Origin of the sequence: Conexibacter sp. S30A1, assembly GCF_023330665.1 — a bacterium.
Lineage (GTDB): Bacteria > Actinomycetota > Thermoleophilia > Solirubrobacterales > Solirubrobacteraceae > Palsa-465.
Window position 1 is genome coordinate 2,281,635 of the sequence record NZ_CP097127.1, and the last position, 15,700, is coordinate 2,297,334.

General features: G+C 63.4%; 12 protein-coding genes. 7 read left to right on the forward strand and 5 right to left on the reverse strand.

The features are described from left to right. Positions 1 to 7: 7 nt before the first annotated feature. From M3M54_RS11155 to M3M54_RS11175, 5 genes are all read right to left on the reverse strand, one after another. Positions 8 to 1,111 carry a site-specific integrase gene (locus M3M54_RS11155; RefSeq protein ID WP_249019122.1) on the reverse strand — a complete coding sequence of 368 codons (1,104 nt, stop codon included), beginning with the start codon at positions 1,109 to 1,111 and terminating at the stop codon, positions 8 to 10. A gap of 561 nt (positions 1,112 to 1,672) precedes the next feature. Then, positions 1,673 to 2,821: an ABC transporter permease gene (locus M3M54_RS11160; RefSeq protein ID WP_249019123.1), complete on the reverse strand. Its 1,149-nt coding sequence runs from the start codon at positions 2,819 to 2,821 to the stop codon at positions 1,673 to 1,675. 10 nt (positions 2,822 to 2,831) lie between these two features. Then, entirely contained in the window at positions 2,832 to 4,430 is a 1,599-nt protein-coding gene (locus tag M3M54_RS11165) for an ATP-binding cassette domain-containing protein (protein WP_371878580.1), read from the reverse strand. After that, the gene (locus M3M54_RS11170; RefSeq protein ID WP_249019125.1) at positions 4,427 to 5,404 is read right to left on the reverse strand and encodes a substrate-binding domain-containing protein; all 978 of its coding nucleotides are present in this window, start codon (positions 5,402 to 5,404) and stop codon (positions 4,427 to 4,429) included. Before M3M54_RS11170 ends, M3M54_RS11165 begins: the two co-directional genes overlap by 4 nt. A 732-nt stretch (positions 5,405 to 6,136) precedes the next feature. After that, entirely contained in the window at positions 6,137 to 7,114 is a 978-nt protein-coding gene (locus M3M54_RS11175) for a sugar-binding transcriptional regulator (RefSeq protein ID WP_249019126.1), read from the reverse strand. 208 nt (positions 7,115 to 7,322) lie between these two features. Between M3M54_RS11175 and M3M54_RS11180 the strand changes: the two genes are divergently transcribed. From M3M54_RS11180 to M3M54_RS11210, 7 genes are all read left to right on the forward strand, one after another. Beyond that, positions 7,323 to 8,090 carry an SDR family oxidoreductase gene (locus tag M3M54_RS11180; RefSeq protein WP_249019127.1) on the forward strand — a complete coding sequence of 256 codons (768 nt, stop codon included), beginning with the start codon at positions 7,323 to 7,325 and terminating at the stop codon, positions 8,088 to 8,090. Between the two features lie 22 nt (positions 8,091 to 8,112). Then, entirely contained in the window at positions 8,113 to 9,693 is a 1,581-nt protein-coding gene (locus tag M3M54_RS11185) for an FGGY-family carbohydrate kinase (protein ID WP_249019128.1), read from the forward strand. 19 nt (positions 9,694 to 9,712) lie between these two features. Continuing rightward, entirely contained in the window at positions 9,713 to 11,404 is a 1,692-nt protein-coding gene (locus M3M54_RS11190) for a glycerol-3-phosphate dehydrogenase/oxidase (protein WP_256465770.1), read from the forward strand. A gap of 23 nt (positions 11,405 to 11,427) precedes the next feature. After that, positions 11,428 to 12,327 carry a class II fructose-bisphosphate aldolase gene (locus tag M3M54_RS11195; RefSeq protein ID WP_249019130.1) on the forward strand — a complete coding sequence of 300 codons (900 nt, stop codon included), beginning with the start codon at positions 11,428 to 11,430 and terminating at the stop codon, positions 12,325 to 12,327. A gap of 101 nt (positions 12,328 to 12,428) precedes the next feature. Beyond that, positions 12,429 to 14,414: a thiamine pyrophosphate-dependent enzyme gene (locus M3M54_RS11200; RefSeq protein WP_249019131.1), complete on the forward strand. Its 1,986-nt coding sequence runs from the start codon at positions 12,429 to 12,431 to the stop codon at positions 14,412 to 14,414. A gap of 26 nt (positions 14,415 to 14,440) precedes the next feature. Beyond that, positions 14,441 to 14,701: a biotin/lipoyl-containing protein gene (locus M3M54_RS11205; protein WP_249019132.1), complete on the forward strand. Its 261-nt coding sequence runs from the start codon at positions 14,441 to 14,443 to the stop codon at positions 14,699 to 14,701. 33 nt (positions 14,702 to 14,734) lie between these two features. Then, positions 14,735 to 15,478 (forward strand): 2-oxo acid dehydrogenase subunit E2, encoded by a 744-nt coding sequence (locus M3M54_RS11210; protein WP_249019133.1) that lies wholly within the window; start codon positions 14,735 to 14,737, stop codon positions 15,476 to 15,478. Positions 15,479 to 15,700 lie beyond the last annotated feature (222 nt).

Below are 15,700 nucleotides of genomic sequence, written 5' to 3' on the forward strand. Positions count from 1 at the left end.
ACAGGCCTTACTGCCCGAAGCGTCCCGGAGCGTGCCCGCCGCTCTCCCGTCGACCGCCCTCAATGCCAGCACGCCCGGCCGGCCCCTCGATCGCGAAGGCCGCGGCAACAAGCCGCGCGTCATCGGCGTGCGGGGCGTAGTGCAGGTACTTCATCGTCGTCTGGATGTCTGAGTGGCCCATCCACTCCTGCACACGGCGAACATCAGCCTTGGCGATCATCCGCGTACCGAAGGTGTGACGCAGGTCATGGAAACGCAGGGTCCGAAGGTTGGCACGCCTAAGCGCGGTCTTGTAGCGGATCCTCAGCGCCGAGTCCGACAGGTACTGGCCGGTCTCGCTGGCGAAAACCAGGTCATCGTCACCGATCCAGTGCTCGCGGGCGGAAAGCTTCGCCAGGGCAGACGCCACATCCGGCGCCATCGGCACCGAGCGCACCTTGCCTGACTTCGGGGTCGTCAGCTGCCCGCCAGCCCAACTGGACCGCACACGGATCACCGAACCAGAGAAGTCGACATCCCGCCAGCGCAAAGCCAGCAGCTCACCCATCCGCAGACCCGTGAACGCAGCCGTCAGGTAGATCGCGCCATCAAGCTCCGAGGAAGCGGCGCGCACCAACGCCCACACCTCCTCGGGCGCTAGCACCTCAATGTCACCGCTGGAGCGTTGCGGGTGCTTCTCGACCCTGGCCAGCGGGTTCCCATCAAGCCCATACATCCGCTGCGCACGCCGGAAGATGCCGTGCAACTGGATCAGCAGCTTGTTCTTCGTCCGGTTTGAGAGACCGTCAAGCGTGCCCCGCCATGCCTCGATCTCCTCGACCGTGATCGACTCAAGCTCGCGCTCACCGAACGCCGGCAGCAGGTGCGCGTTCAGCGCCGAACGGTAATCACGCAGCGTCGACGGCTTGCGCTCGCGATCCTGCGCGATGAAACGCAACCACTCCTCGGCAGCATCGGCAAACGTCGCGTGGCTTGACCGCATGCCAGCCAACGTGCCCCGCCGCGCCTGATCGAGAACCTCGCCAAGCCAGGCCTCAGCCGCACGCTTGGTGAAGTAGCCCTCCGGTGGCCGTCCACGCGCAGACCAGACCGGACCCCTGGCGCGGTCCACGCAAAACACGTGTCCCGACGGCTCTGAAAGCGCTCCCGTACGTGCTTTTCAACCACATATTCGGGACATATTTGGCAAACTGCGGCTTCAGCTAAAACCTAAAAAAGCCTGTTTGCTGGGCTTTTGCAGTGCCGGCGCTGGGACTCGAACCCAGGCGCTTCGGATTAAAAGATGCCTATTTGCAGGACAATTGCTGTAGTTACGGGCGATTTCGCGCAGCTCTGTGCGGTTCCGTAAGGTCAAAAACGCAGAGTTCGGGACATTTCCTGGGACACGTGCCGTGAGCACCAGCAGCTCAACCGCGCTGAAACACCTCCGGGCGCAGCGCTTCCGACAGAATCGCGCAGACAACCCCCGGTCGTTGAAACAGAACGCGACCGACGCCGGCACCCACGACCATCATCGGCCATCCGCTTATGGCCGCCGGCATCTACCCACGCTCCAACCGAAAGCGTTTCCGCCGCGCAACACTGGAGCATCGTTCGGCGAACGCGCGGCTCGATGGCGCCGCAAGCTCGATCGATCGATCTGCGTCAACGCCTACGCGACTGCCGGACAGTCCTATGGCTGCGTCGCAGACGGCACCTCGCCGATCGGGTCCACCGACGAGCCTGCTTCCGGATCCAAGCCTGGCGTTGAAACGATTCGGTCTCGCAGCCCGCTGATCGCCTTGAGGCGCTTCGCTATGTGCGTTCTGCGGGCCGTCACATCGTAGGTCACGCCGATCACGATGACGACGCCGATGATCAGTGGCTGCCAAGAATACGAGATTGCAACGACGTTCAATCCATCCTGAATGGTCCCGATTAGCAGCGCCCCGAGGAATGCTCCGAGCGCAGTCCCTACGCCACCGAACAAACTGACACCGCCTACTACCGCGCCTGCAATGGCATCGAATAGTGTGTCGCCAGTCCCACTCGATGGATATCCAGCCATCAGCTGAGACGTCGTGATGCAGCCGCCAAAGCCAGCCAGCAGACCGCTGAATGCGAAAGCGCCTATCTGCACCCGCCCGACGCGGATGCCAGCGAGCTCAGCGCCACGCTGGTTTCCACCGATAGCGTACAAGTCAAAGCCGAACACGGTGCGGCGCAGCAGCATCTCAGCGACCAGCACAATCCCTAAGACGATCACGAAAGCAACCGGCACCCCGCCAACGCTGCTCACGCCAAGGTAGGCGAACGACACGTTGTTGACCTGCACACTGGTCGCGTTAGAGAGCAGAAGAGCAAGCGACTCTCCCACACCTAGCATCCCAAAGGTCGCAAGGAAGGAGGGGATCCGCGCGTAATAGGTGATGACGCCGTTGATCACACCGGCCGCACCGGTGGTCAGGCATGCGAGCAGCAAGGCCAGCGGCCAGGGGACACCTGCGTTGGCAATAATCGCGACCAACACCCCGCCGAACGCTGCGAGAGATCCGCACGAGAGGTCAATGTTCCCCGTAAGTAGGACGAACGCTTGGCCGATCGCCAGCGCCATGACGACCGTAGCGTCCAGCGTGAGAGTGGCAAGGTTGCCGCTCGTAAAGAAGTGACTATTAAGTAGAGCGAAACCAAGGCCGACGAGGATGATGAGCACGATCGTCCCCGCCTCTGGCTTGCTCAACGCCTCCGCGATCAGCGTGCGCCCGCGGCGTGGACCCGGTGCTGGCTGACTAACTGCCGGCGTGTGCTCAGTGCGCTTCTGAGCCTCTGCTCCTTCGGTCATCTTGCCTCCCTCATCCTCGTTTTATCGCCGACACGCTGACCGCAACAGCCGAAGCCCGCAGTCGCTCCTTGCCGAGGCTCGGCGTCACACGTAGCCGATCGACCAAGCGGCCGCCGACCATGACGAAAACCTCGTCGCACGCGTCAAGCACCTCATCCTCATCGGTGCTTGCCAAGCAAACCGCCGCGTCGTTATCTACGGCGAGCCCCTTGATCATCTCCAATATCTGCGCCCGGGCGGCTACGTCGACGCCCAGCGTAGGGCCCTCAAGCAGAGCCACAGCCGGCGACCTCTGTAGCGCCCTGCCAATGACGAGCTTCTGCTGATTCCCGCCGCTGAGGCCAGTGATCGAGCCACGCCAATCACCTCTCACGTCAAGCTGCGTCACTAGACCCGCGGCGATCCGCTGCCGCTGCCTGCGAGTCGGGGCGAGGCTCCACAACGGCTTCGACGCAATCTGCCCAAGCAGTAGGTTGTCGCTGCCGCTCAGTGTCCTCACGAGCATCTGTGCGCGGTCACCCGACAGATACACGATGCCCCTGCGGACCGCATCAGCGGGCGTCCTGAAAGCGACCTGCTCCCCGTCGACCTCGATCGACCCGCCGGCCGGCACGGTGGCTCCAGCGAAGATGCTCAAGAGCTCTGACTGACCAGCGCCCTCGAGCCCGTAGAAGCCGTAAACGGTCCCCCCGTGCAACTCGAGGCTGGTCGCAGTCAAAGTTGAGCTCCACAGCTTCGAGCAGCGCAACCGGCAGGCTCCCGAGCGGCTTCCTGCGCTGTGGTCCGTCACTCGGCCGTGAACTGAGTGCGCGGTGCCGCCACCGCCGCCTAGCCCGTCGTTCGCGTCGGCAAAGCCTGTCATCAACGCCGTCATCCGCGCCACAGTCAGCTCGACTCCGGCGACTTCCCCGACCACCATACCGTCACGGAGAACCACCGCGCGGTGGGCCAGATCAACGACCTCGTCCAGGTGGTGGTCGACGAGCAACACGCCGACGCCGTGGCTCGCCGCCGAACGGATGAGCGCGAACAGCTCGTCGCGACCTCGGCCGCGCTGACCGGCCGTGGGCTCGTCCAGCAGCACGTAGCGCGCGTCCAGCGCCATCGCTCTCGCGATCTCGATTCGCTGCCTGTCGACGAATGGGAGGCTCCCGACCGTTGCTCCAAGATCGATGTTCTCGAGATGGCAGCGGGCGACGACCTCCGCCACCCGTGTGCGGGTCAGTCTCCGTGACGCAACAAGACGTGCGCGATCTGGCATGCCGAGCACAAGATTGTCCGACACAGACATCGTTGGAATGACCGAAAGCTCCTGCCACACGCAGCTGATCCCTGCGGCCATGGCCTGCCGCAGAGATCGCCCTTCCATCCGCTCGCCGTCTAGGGCGATCGACCCACGCTCGGGGTGAGCCGCACCGGCGAGAACCTTCACGAGTGATGATTTACCGGCGCCATTGTGTCCGACCAACCCCACTACTTCGCCAGGCATCACAGTCAATGAGACGCCTCTCAGCACCGGTGGCAGCCCTGGGCCGTAGCGCAGCCAAACGTCAGCGCACTGCAGCCCAGGGGCTCCGACGCGAGCCGGATCTGCCACCGAGTTGATCACGGCAGGGTGACCTGCTTTAGCTTGCCGTGGGCCTCGAACTGGTAGAACTTACCGTGCAAAAGCACCTGAACGGGCTCCTTGCCGCTGCCCGCGAACACCGCCGTGTTGTATGCGGTCACGACTCGCGAGTTCGCGTGCGTCACAGGGTTGCAGGGCGTGAACTCCAGGTAGGTCTGGTTGTGCTTTCCACTGAGGTACTGGCCCAGGTCGTAGCCGATGGTCGCACCCTCGACAGACGGGAACTGCGTCGCTCCCGCGACCATGACCTTGCCGCTTTCGATCGCCTGATCGGCAGGTACGACCGTCGCATTGCCAAACACATGGACCTTGCCGACCAGGTGCTTGCCAATGATCGCTCGAATCGCCCCGGTTGCGGCTGGCCCGTCCGTTGTCCACACGGTGTTGATGTTCGGATGGCCGGAAAGCATCTGCTGGGTGACCGTAAGAGCCACCGCGTACTGCGCCTCGCCGTTCACGGTCGCAACCACCTTGTCGTTTCGATGGCTCTTCATGATCGTCTGGAACGAGTTGTTGCGGTCCACCGTTGACTGCGCCAGGGGCAGGATGACTTTGCCTATGACTGCAGATTTGCCGTGTAGCCATGCGAGCATCTCGTCCGTGGACACGCGCCCGCACTCAGGATTGTTGCTTTCTACCGTTTGAACGATGTGGGCACCTTCTGCCTTCATCGCCGAAGCGTACGGCTGGGTGTCGATCGTGAACACAGGGATCCCGTGCGCGTTGGCGTCCTTGATCGCCGGCACGATCGTCTGATCGTTGATGGAGTCGATCGCGATGGCTTTCACACCTTCGCTCACGAACGACTCGACCTGCTGTACCTGTGTAGCCACCGAGCCGTTTGCGTTAGCGGTCAGAACCTTCAGCCCCTGCGCTTGAGCGGCCTTCTTGAAGTAGTTCGTGATCGCGATGAAGTACGGGTCGACCTCTTGTGGAACCGACACCGCAACGGTCATTCCCTTGATTGAATGGCTCCGCAGAGCCTTGACTGCCCGCGTCGTGCTGCCAAGAGACGAGCCTGCTGCGACCGCAGCGGCGACCAAGACCGCGAGGACTCCAGCTATGGCTAGGGGTGATCTGAGGAGACGATGTCTCAATTTGCACTGCACCTTTCCCTCGTGTTTGCAATGTGACCGTCCGGCAGCCGCGCATCGCGGCACCGACCTAGCGAGCTGCCCTGCGGCGATTTCGTCGCAGGCATCGGGGACTGAGGCTGGCTGCCGACCATGTGTACCGGCAACCTGCGTCGTTCCCCACGCGAGCGCGCCCGGCCCGGGTGCTGCATGCATCGAGTGGAGAGTCGTAGCGCCCCTTCAGACGCACGCCATGAGCCTGTAGGCCCCGCCTGAGAGGGCCCGGCGTCGAACGCTGAGCAATGATCTAGACCGGCCCGTGCAGCCTCACATTTGTGCGTTGGCCGGTCGCAAAGATTCCTCTGTCCAATCACCTCTCGCCTCCACCTTGCTGCTCATTGGCCGCGATTCGACGCCATTGGCGGCGACTCACGTTCCCTCTCGCGGAAAAACAAACACCCTCTCCCAACTAATGTCAAGGCACATTTGTGAGAGTGCGCGAGGGGTGCCCGTCTACAGCTCGATCCCGTGCGCCGTGAAGTTCTCTGGCGTCAGCGGCGCTGCTGCCAGCGAGTTCCGCTTTCCGGCGGGGGACGGAAACGGAGGCTTGGGCCCTTAGGGTCGGCTGTCGGCAGCTCCGCTGCCTGGGTGCGCAAACAGTTCACGGGCCAGCGCTTCATCGCAGACAAGCGTGTTGATCAAGCCGCCACGCAACGCCCCCAACACCGCGCCGGACTTCGCCCTTCCAACTGCTACGCCAATCGACACAGGCACCTGCCGCAGAGCAGGGATGTCAATGGCAAGCACGCGGTCGCTGATGCCGGGAATCTCGAGTGGCTGGCCAATCGCGTCGTAATAGCGACCGCAGACGTCTCCGACAGGCCCAGCGCTCCGGAACTTGGCAAGTTCGCCACTGCCGCTTGCAAGCTGTCTCAGGAGTGCCTGCGACGATCCGTGAGCAGGGTTGCCGATACCGACGAGTGCGACGTCCGCCTGTCGAGCGAGTTCTAGCGTAGAGCTGATCGACTGCTCGGCGCTGAGCACGTTGAGCGCCTCGATCGAATCGAAGACGCCAGGAGCGTTCAGGTAGAGGTAAGAGGCTCCCAGTCGCCGACCGAGTTCTCGCACGAGATCGTGGGCGCTCACGTGTGGCTCGAACGACGTCAGGCCACCAACCAGCTGCACGACACGCAAGTCTGGGCTGGTGGTCTCCGTGAGTGCCTCAACCACGGCCCGTACCGTGGCCCCCCACGAAACGGCGACAACTCGTGCCCCGACGAGCGCTTCCTCAAGCATCCTCGCGGCGCATTGCGCAACCGCGGGAAGCGCGGGACGGTCAGCCGGACTGCTGATCACACGCGCTCCGCGCAGATCGAACGCTGCCACCAACTCTGCCTCAGATTCGAAATCACGGTCCGCTTCGTCGTGGACGCGGAACTCAATAACCCCCTGTTCTCTCGCCGCCGTAAGCACCCTCGACAGATTGGAGCGCGTCATCCCCAGCTTGGCCGCAGCCTCCGCTTGGCTCAGTCCGTCCACGTAGTAGAGCCGCGCGGCTGCGGCCAGCACGCTGCGTGACCGTGGCGTCGACATGAGCAAACACTATCACACTTGTGACTTGACCTGCGAACTGAGCCAGCGCTAACGTGCGCAGCGTGAGGGCTTGGAGAGATGATGCTCACACATGTGAGTCTTTTGAGCAGCGGACGTGCAGCCTTGTCGGCCAGCTGGACCCGATGCTCTGCGGACTAGTGCTCGCTCCGGCCCGCGGATCCAACGCGTCTATCAAGCGAGGGTAATCATGAGCCTGTTCGATCTAGAAGGCCGCAACGCACTCGTCACGGGAGCGGGTAGCGGCATCGGTCAGCGACTCGCGGTCGGCTTGGCCGAATACGGTGCCAACGTCACCATTCTCGACCTCGCAGGGCAGCGGCAGGGCAGCGACACGACCGCCGAGCAGGTGAAGGCGATCGGGCGCGAAGCTCTAGTCGTCGATGCGGATGTCACCGACCCGGTGTCCGTCCGCGAGGCGATCGGACACCATGTCAGCAGGTTCGGGCGTCTGGACATCGCCGTCAACTGCGCCGGCGTCAACCACTCTTGCTCGGCCGAGGATCTCGCCCCGAGCGACTGGAAGCGCGTCCTAGACGTAAACCTCTCGGGCGTGTTCTACTGCTGCCAGAGCGAAGCAAGCTCGATGTTCTCGAGCGGTGGCGGCTCGATCATCAACGTAGCGTCAATGTCGGCGACGATTGTCAATCGCGGCCTTCTGCAGGCTCACTACAACGCGTCAAAGGCTGGCGTGAAGCACCTGACCTCAACGCTTGCGATGGAGTGGGTGACCCGGAAGGTACGGGTCAACTCGCTCAGCCCCGGCTACATCATGACTCCCATGATCAGCGGCCCGGACTGGGCCGAGAAGATCCGCGGCTTCGAAGAGCAAACGCCGATGCACCGCCTGGGCACGCCGGACGATCTGGTGGGTCCGGTGATCTTCCTTGCCAGCGCGGCCTCCGCCTACATGACAGGCACCGACCTGCTGGTCGAGGGTGGCTTCACCAGCTGGTAGACCGGTTGGGGAGACGACGACCGTGACAAAGCCAGTACTGATCGGACTCGACTTCGGCACGGGCGGCGCCAAGATCTGCGCACTTTCCGCCGATGGCGTCGTCCTGTTCCAAGAGTACGAAGAATATCCGCAGTTTCACGACCACCCCGGCTATTCCGAACACGACCCCAAGCTGTACTGGGCGGCGTGTCAGCGGCTGATGCGTGGCGCTGTCGCCAACGTCGGCGGCAACGTGGTCGCCATCGCGGTGTCGTCGGCCCTTCCGAGCCTTGTTCTGGTGGGGCACGATGGCGAGCCGCTGGGGCGTGCCTTCAACCTCATGGACCGACGGGCCTCACGTCAGGTTGCAGAGACGATCGAGAAAGTCGGAGCGGACCGGCTCCAAGAGCTGACTGGAAACCGCGTAGAGGACTATCCGTCGCTGGTCAGTCTGATGTGGGTCGCCGCAAACGAGCCTGAGCGCTTCGCGAAGACGGCAAAGGCCCTCACCATTGACGGCTTCATCGCGATGCGCCTGACAGGCAGAGCGACGCTCAACCGCAGCTGCGCCGCCTTCTTCGGTGTCGCCTACGACATCGCCGCCTGTCGATTCGACCACAGCGTTCTGGACATGCTCGCCATTCCGTCGGACAAGCTTCCAGAGCTAGTCGACTGCGACGAGCTGATAGGCACCGTACGTGACGCGGTCGCGTCCGGAGTTGGCCTGAACCCCGGATGCTTGGTAGCCGGAGGCCAAGTCGACTGCAACGCGGCATGGATTGGTGGCGGTGCCGTGGCGCCGGGCGCGTTCCAGCTGAACTTGGGCACAGCCGGCGTCATCGGTGTGGTTCACGACCGAAGGACCTTCCTCCACAGCCAAGCAGGCCGCGAGGTCGTCAACATCCCCTACACGACCGATGTTCACGGCAGCTACTCGGCGGTTGCTGTGACCATGACGGGAGGCCAGGCGCTTCGCTACCTACGCGACTTGGCAGGGCCAGAAGTCCTGAGGGCTGCTGCCAGCAGCCGCGGGATCTCCGCGTACGACCTTCTCACGCAAGGTGCCGAAGCGATTCCGGCGGGCAGCGAGGGACTGCTTGCGCTTCCCTACTTTATGGGAGAGCGGGTTCCGCTCTGGGACAGCCGCGCGCGGGCTGCCTATGTGGGCCTCTCCCTACACCACAGGCGCGAGCATCTCGTCCGAGCGATGCTCGAAGGAGTCGCATACGCTCTGCGATGGGCCTTGGATGTCCTGCGCGAAGGCCAACTCCCGATCACCGAGCCACTCATCCTCAACGAGGGCGGTGCCCGTAGCGCTCTTTGGCGCCGCATCATCACCGATGTCCTTGAAGTCCGTACCGCGGTTCTGGTGAGAGGCGGCGGCGCTGCGCTTGGCGACGCGATTCTCGCCGGCGTGAGCTGCGGCGTGCTGACGGGCTTCGACGCCGCTCTGCAGCTGGCGACACCGGGTGACCATCTTGAACCAAACCCTGCAGCGGTGGCCGTGTACCGGGAGGTCCTCCCGATATTCAAAGAGACCTACGAGGCGCTGCGCTCACCAAGTTCACGGCTCATCGCCCTCGCGCAAACCCAGACAGCACCCCTAGCGGCCGGCCGGACCTGACACGTCTGCGCATGAGGCAATGACCAGGGTCAGTGAACACACCGATGTTCTCGTCATCGGCGCGGGTGTAAATGGCGCGGCGGTGGCCAGAGAAGCGGCCATGCGCGGACTAAACACTCTACTGATAGATAAAACCGACATAGCCAGCGGCACAAGCTCAGCGTCGAGCCGGCTCGTGCATGGAGGCCCCAGATATCTCGAACATGGCGAGTTTCGACTTGTGCGCGAGTCGCTGCACGAGCGAGAGCTGCTGTTGTGGACCGCGGCACATCTAGTCAAGCCATACCAGCTGCTGATCCCTTTTTACACACACAACCGCCGACGGCCCTGGACGTTAGAGACCGGCATGCTGCTCTACGACGCCCTTTCACGCGGAAAGAGCACACCCAGGCACCGGAGGCTCTCGCGGCGCGAAGCGATCGCAGCCTATCCAGGCATTGAGCACCGTGGCCTCACCGGAGGCATTGTCTACGTAGATGCCTACGCATGCTTCGCTGAGCGACTCGCCGTCGAGCAGGCGCTTGACGTGCGTGCCGCAGGAAGCAGTGTGCTCACGCACACAGCGGCTACGGAGCTATGTCCTGGCGCGTCGCTGATCGAGGTTGCGCTCCGAGATGAGCTGACGGGAAACACCACTACGGTCCGCGCGCGCAGCGTGGTGAACGCCAGCGGACCATGGGTGGATTCGGTGCTCGGCTCCGTGCAAGGCTGGCGCGGCCACCGTCTCATTCGCGCGGTGAAGGGTAGCCACCTGGTGCTGGCGACCTATCCAGACGCACCGAGTACAGGGATCCACTTCGAGGCCATGACCGATGGCCGGCCGGTGTTGGTGCTCCCGCAATCCGACGGCACGATCCTCGTGGGCAGCACGGAACTCGTTGACGAAGCCGACCCCGGCGCGTTGTCGTGTAGCGATGCGGAGATCGCGTATCTCCTGACGGAGGCAAACCGCTTGCTTCCGTCAGCGCACTTCACTCAGGGCGACGTCTTGCACGCGTTTGCCGGCGCCCGTCCATTGCCGTACGCGGCTAGTGCCGAGCGTCCAGCTGACATCAGTCGTGACCATCATGTCGTCAGCCACCCGACCGTGCCTGGTCTGTTCAGTCTCACGGGCGGCAAGCTCACAACACATCGTGCCCTGGGCGAGATGGCGATCAACCGAGTCGTCGATCACCTCGCTCTGCAGCCCCGCCGGCGGTCCAGGCCGCAAGGCCCACGCCGTCATGCAGCACTCCGGCGGGCTAGCTGCAGTCCGACGCGAACGATGCCTTTGCCAGGAGCGCGAGTCGCCGATTGGCATGCCTTCGCGGCCCAGTGTGAGCACGTATCCACGATGCCGGCAGCGGTGCGAGATCGCCTCCTCGCCGTGTACGGGGTCCGTGCCCTGAGCGTGTACGACGCGATGAGAGACAGGCCGGGACTCCCGGCACTCATTAGAGCGACGAATGACGTCACGACCGCCGAAGTGTGGGTTGCGGTCAAGGAAGAGTTCGCTCGGACGCTAGTGGACGTTGTGGCGCGCAGGCTCATGCTCGCCAGGACCGCCGACGCCGGTCTCGGTGCTGCCACAGCAGTGGCCGCTGTCTGCGCAGAGCTCCTGGGCTGGGACGCGCGCCAGACCGAACAGGAGTTAGTCGCATACCGCTCATGGTCCGCACGGCTTCGCCCCAACTGCCAGAACGCGTCGGATGTTTCGCACAACCACCATTAACTGAAAGCTGTCGACACTCGCTCATGACAATCGCTGCCCTATCTGATCTCCTTACCGATGCCCGTGAGCACCGCTATGCCGTCGGGTACTTCGAAGCGTGGGACGTTTACAGCCTTGAGGCCGTGGTGGCGGCGGCCGAGGCCGAGCAGTCACCGGTAATAATCGGCATCGGCGGCTTGACAGCGAACCATGCCTGGCTACGTGAGCAAGGTATCGCCGTCTACGGAGCCGTCGCAGCGATGCTGGCAGAGCGGGCCAAGACGCCTACGGCTGTCATGTACAACGAAGCAGACAGCCTAGACGAGGCCCGTAGCGCGCTCGGATGTGGCTTCAACACGGTCATGATGGTCGGCCAAGGCATGACGATGGAGCGATTGATCGAGACTACGGCAGCGCTCGTGGCGGAAGCGCACGCCGCACGTGTTGCGGTCGAAGGGGAGTTTGACGAGCTCGGCGAGATGCGTGACGGTGTCTTGCACGACGAAGAGGCGCGACTCACCGACGTCGACGCGGCAGTGGAGTTCGTACGACGCACCAACGTGGACTGCCTTGCGGTATCAGTTGGCAGCGTGCACTTCGTGACCGGCGGCTACACCCCGACACTCCATACGAGCAGAATCAGAGAGCTCGCAGACGCGCTCACAGTTCCCTTGGTACTGCACGGAGGCTCGGGCGTACCCCCCGAGCAGCTCCAAGCGGCAGTCCAAGCCGGGATATCCAAGGTAAACGTGGGAACCAGGCTCAAGCAGGTTTTCGGCGAGGGGCTCGCTCTGGGTCTGCAACGCGCTAGCGCAGACCCGAACTTGACCTATGGCTCGCGTCTCCCTGGCGATGCGATGACCGCGGCAGCGCTGGCGCTCACTCAAGAGATTAGGCGATACATGCAGACCCTCGGGTCCTCAGGAAAGGCGGCCAACAAGTGACCGACATATCAAGCATCGACCCTGCCACGGTCCCTGACGACAAGACGGAGTTAGGGTCGACAGTCTCCAGGCAGCAGGCGCTCGCCCTCCTTGAGCAGCTCGTGCTCATCCGAGAGTTCGAGCAGACCGCCTATCTGAGATACCTGCAAGGCGAGATCCCTGGGACCCTTCACCAGTACCAGGGCCAGGAGGCGGTAGCCGTCGGCGTGTGCTCGACACTACGCGCCGACGACTGGATCACCTCAACACACCGCCCCCATGGCCATGCTCTGGCTAAGGGCATGGATCCGAAGCTGGCAATGGCCGAGATCTACGGCAAGGCCAGCGGCTGCCTGGGTGCGCGCGGCGGCTCGATGCATCTTGGCGACCCTCAGATCGGGATGCTGCCCTCGATCGCCATCGTCGGGGGTGGCATCACTCTCGCCCCGGGGCTGGCTCTCGGCTTGGTTCGCCAAGGCACCGACTCCGTAGTGGCCTGCTTCTTCGGGGATGGAGCGGTCAACGAGGGAGCGTTTCACGAGGGCGTGAACATCGCTGCCGCCATGAACCTCCCGGTCGTGTTCGTTTGCGAGAACAACCTTTACAGCGCCTCGACACCGTTCGCGGAGACCACCCGCAACGCTGATGTCTCTTCGCGTGGCGCGGCGTACGGTATCCCGTCCGAGCGAATCGACGGGATGGACGTGCTCGCGGTCCGCGGTGCTGCCACTCGCGCCGTCGAGCGCGCTCGCCGAGGAGAGGGACCGACGCTCATCGAGTGCCTTACCTACCGCTTCGTCGGGCACAGCCGGTCGGACGCTCGCGGATACCGCCAGAAGGACGAAGAAGCGCAGTGGCGAGCCCGCGATCCGGTCAAGCGTTTCCCAGACTGGCTCGTCGCACATGAAATAGCATCGGCCGCGGAAGTCGAAGACTCAATCGCGCGAGCGAAAGCAGCGGTCGCGGAAGCACTGTCATTCGCGCAGCAAGCGCCGCTACCAGATAGCGCAACCGCGGCTGACCTAGCCGTTGTCTATGGGGCACCTCCGCAGCCAGTCGAGACCGCCGGACCGTTGGCTGATGGGCCGGAAGAACGGCTGCTCTCAATCGCCGAGGCGCTACGTGAGGCAATCGCCGAGGAGATGACGGCCAACGAGCGGCTTCTTCTGCTGGGCGAGGACATCGGTGTGCCCGGCGGTTGGGGCGGAGCGTTCGGCGTCTATGGCGGGCTGGCTGAGCACTTTGGTCGCGAACGCGTTATTGATACACCGATCAGCGAGAAGGCTTTGCTCGGGGCTGCGATCGGCGCTGCAGTTACCGGCTGCCCGGCGCTGCCGGACCTCCAATACGCAGACTTCGTCTTTGAAGCGATGGACGAGGTGGCCAACGAAGCAGCGAAGCTGAGGGCTATGTCCAACGGGGCTCTCACCGTGCCTATAGTTCTGCGCTGCCCGGTCGGGGCAAGCCAGCGGGGGGCTCAGCATTCACAGAACCCCGAGAGCATCTTCATGCACATTCCCGGGCTCAAGGTTCTGTGCATCTCCGATCCTTACACCGCTAAGGGCGCCATGCGCGCAGCTCTGCAAGACCCGGATCCAGTGCTCGTGTTCGAGCACAAGCTCTTGTACGGCGCCAAACGCCGGAAGGAATCCGGATCGATCGACACGCGCGCATTTGTTCCCGAGACGGAATACGTCCTGCCGGTTGGGCAGGCTCGAGTCCGGCGCCGTGGCGATGACCTCAGCATCCTCGCGACGTTCACGCAGCTGTACGCGTCCCTCGATGTTGCCGACGAACTTGCCGGCGATGGAGTTAGCTGCGAGGTCATCGACCCAATCTGGCTGGCCCCATTCGATTGGGAGGGGATCATGGCTAGCGTCGGGCGCACGCGGCGGCTGATCATCGTCCACGAGGCTCCACTCACGGGCGGCTGGGGAGCAGAAGTCGCAGCACGTGTATCCGCCGAGTTCCACGGCCACCTCCTCGCACCGGTGGTGCGACTTGCCAGCAAAGACGTTCCCATGCCGTTTGCTCCGACGCTCGAGGCTGCCGTTCTCCCCTCTCGCGAGGAGATTCGCGCAGCCGTCCAAACCGTGCTCGCTAACTGACCCCCGACACTGAAGGAGACTGCAGAATGGCAGAGGAAATTGTCATGCCCGCGCTAGGAGAGACCTCCGACGAGCTCCACATCATCGAGTGGTTGATCGATGAAGGGAGCGAGGTAGAGCTAGGGCAGCCGCTGCTCGTCGTGGAGACCGATAAGGCCGAGTTAGAGGTTGAAAGTGTCGCCGCGGGCACTCTGCTGCGAATCGTCGCCCCAGCCGGCGAGACTGTTAGCGCGCTTAGCGTGATCGCGTATATCGGCGCGCCTGGCGACGAACTGCCACCGGCCTGAGAGATGTCTTCGTCACCACACGACCTGCAGACTGTGACCGTTGAACCATGGCCGCAGGTTGACTTTGAGCGGTTTGGTCCCGTTGAGCGGACGGCACTTTCCCGAATACGTCAGCAGATCAGCAGACGGCTCACTCGGAACGCAATGTTGATCCCTCACGTCACACACCACGAACAAGCTGACATAACAGAACTCGACAACCTTCGCCGATCACTTAACGAGAGCAACGCCGATGCTCCCGTCAAGCTGACGCTACTGCCATTCATGGTGGTGGCGCTCGCCCGAGCGCTGCAAGAATTTCCGCAGTTCAACGCTTCGCTTGACGCAAACGAGTTGGTCTTGCGGCATTACTACAACATCGGTATAGCCACTGAAACGCGCTCCGGCCTCCTTGTGCCGGTGCTGCGGGACGTTAACAATAAGGACTTGTATACAGTCGCTGCCGAGATCATGACTTTGACCGAGGCGGCGCGGAACCGTGCGTTGACACCAGCAGAGATGGCTGGCGGAACGTTCACCATCTCAAGCCTGGGCGGCATCGGTGGTACGGGCTTCACTCCAATCATCAATGCCCCAGAGGTTGCCGTCCTCGGGGTGACGCGAGCCGCGATCTGGCCGGTGTGGACAGGGTCGGAATTCGCGCCGCGGCTACTGTTGCCGCTCTCGCTCTCATATGATCACCGGGTCATTGACGGCGCCGCAGCGGCGCGCTTCAGTGCACGAGTGGCAGAGCTGCTGTCAAGCTGGCTACCCAACGACGGCGAAGCAGCCTTCTGATCGCTCAGACCTGCGTCGACCGGCTCATGCTTGCACGCTTCGCCGGCCGCCGACAAACAACGCGCTGCTGCGCATCATGCTGAGTCGGTCATGCGGGAGCCTCGGAGACGGGCCTCGCCCGCACCAACGGCCACCAGATCGGCACCATCGCTGAGGCGACCGCTAGGAGGCGCCGCCACGGCTAGCAAGAGTTGTTTCTGCAGCCGCCCCGGGTAATCAAGA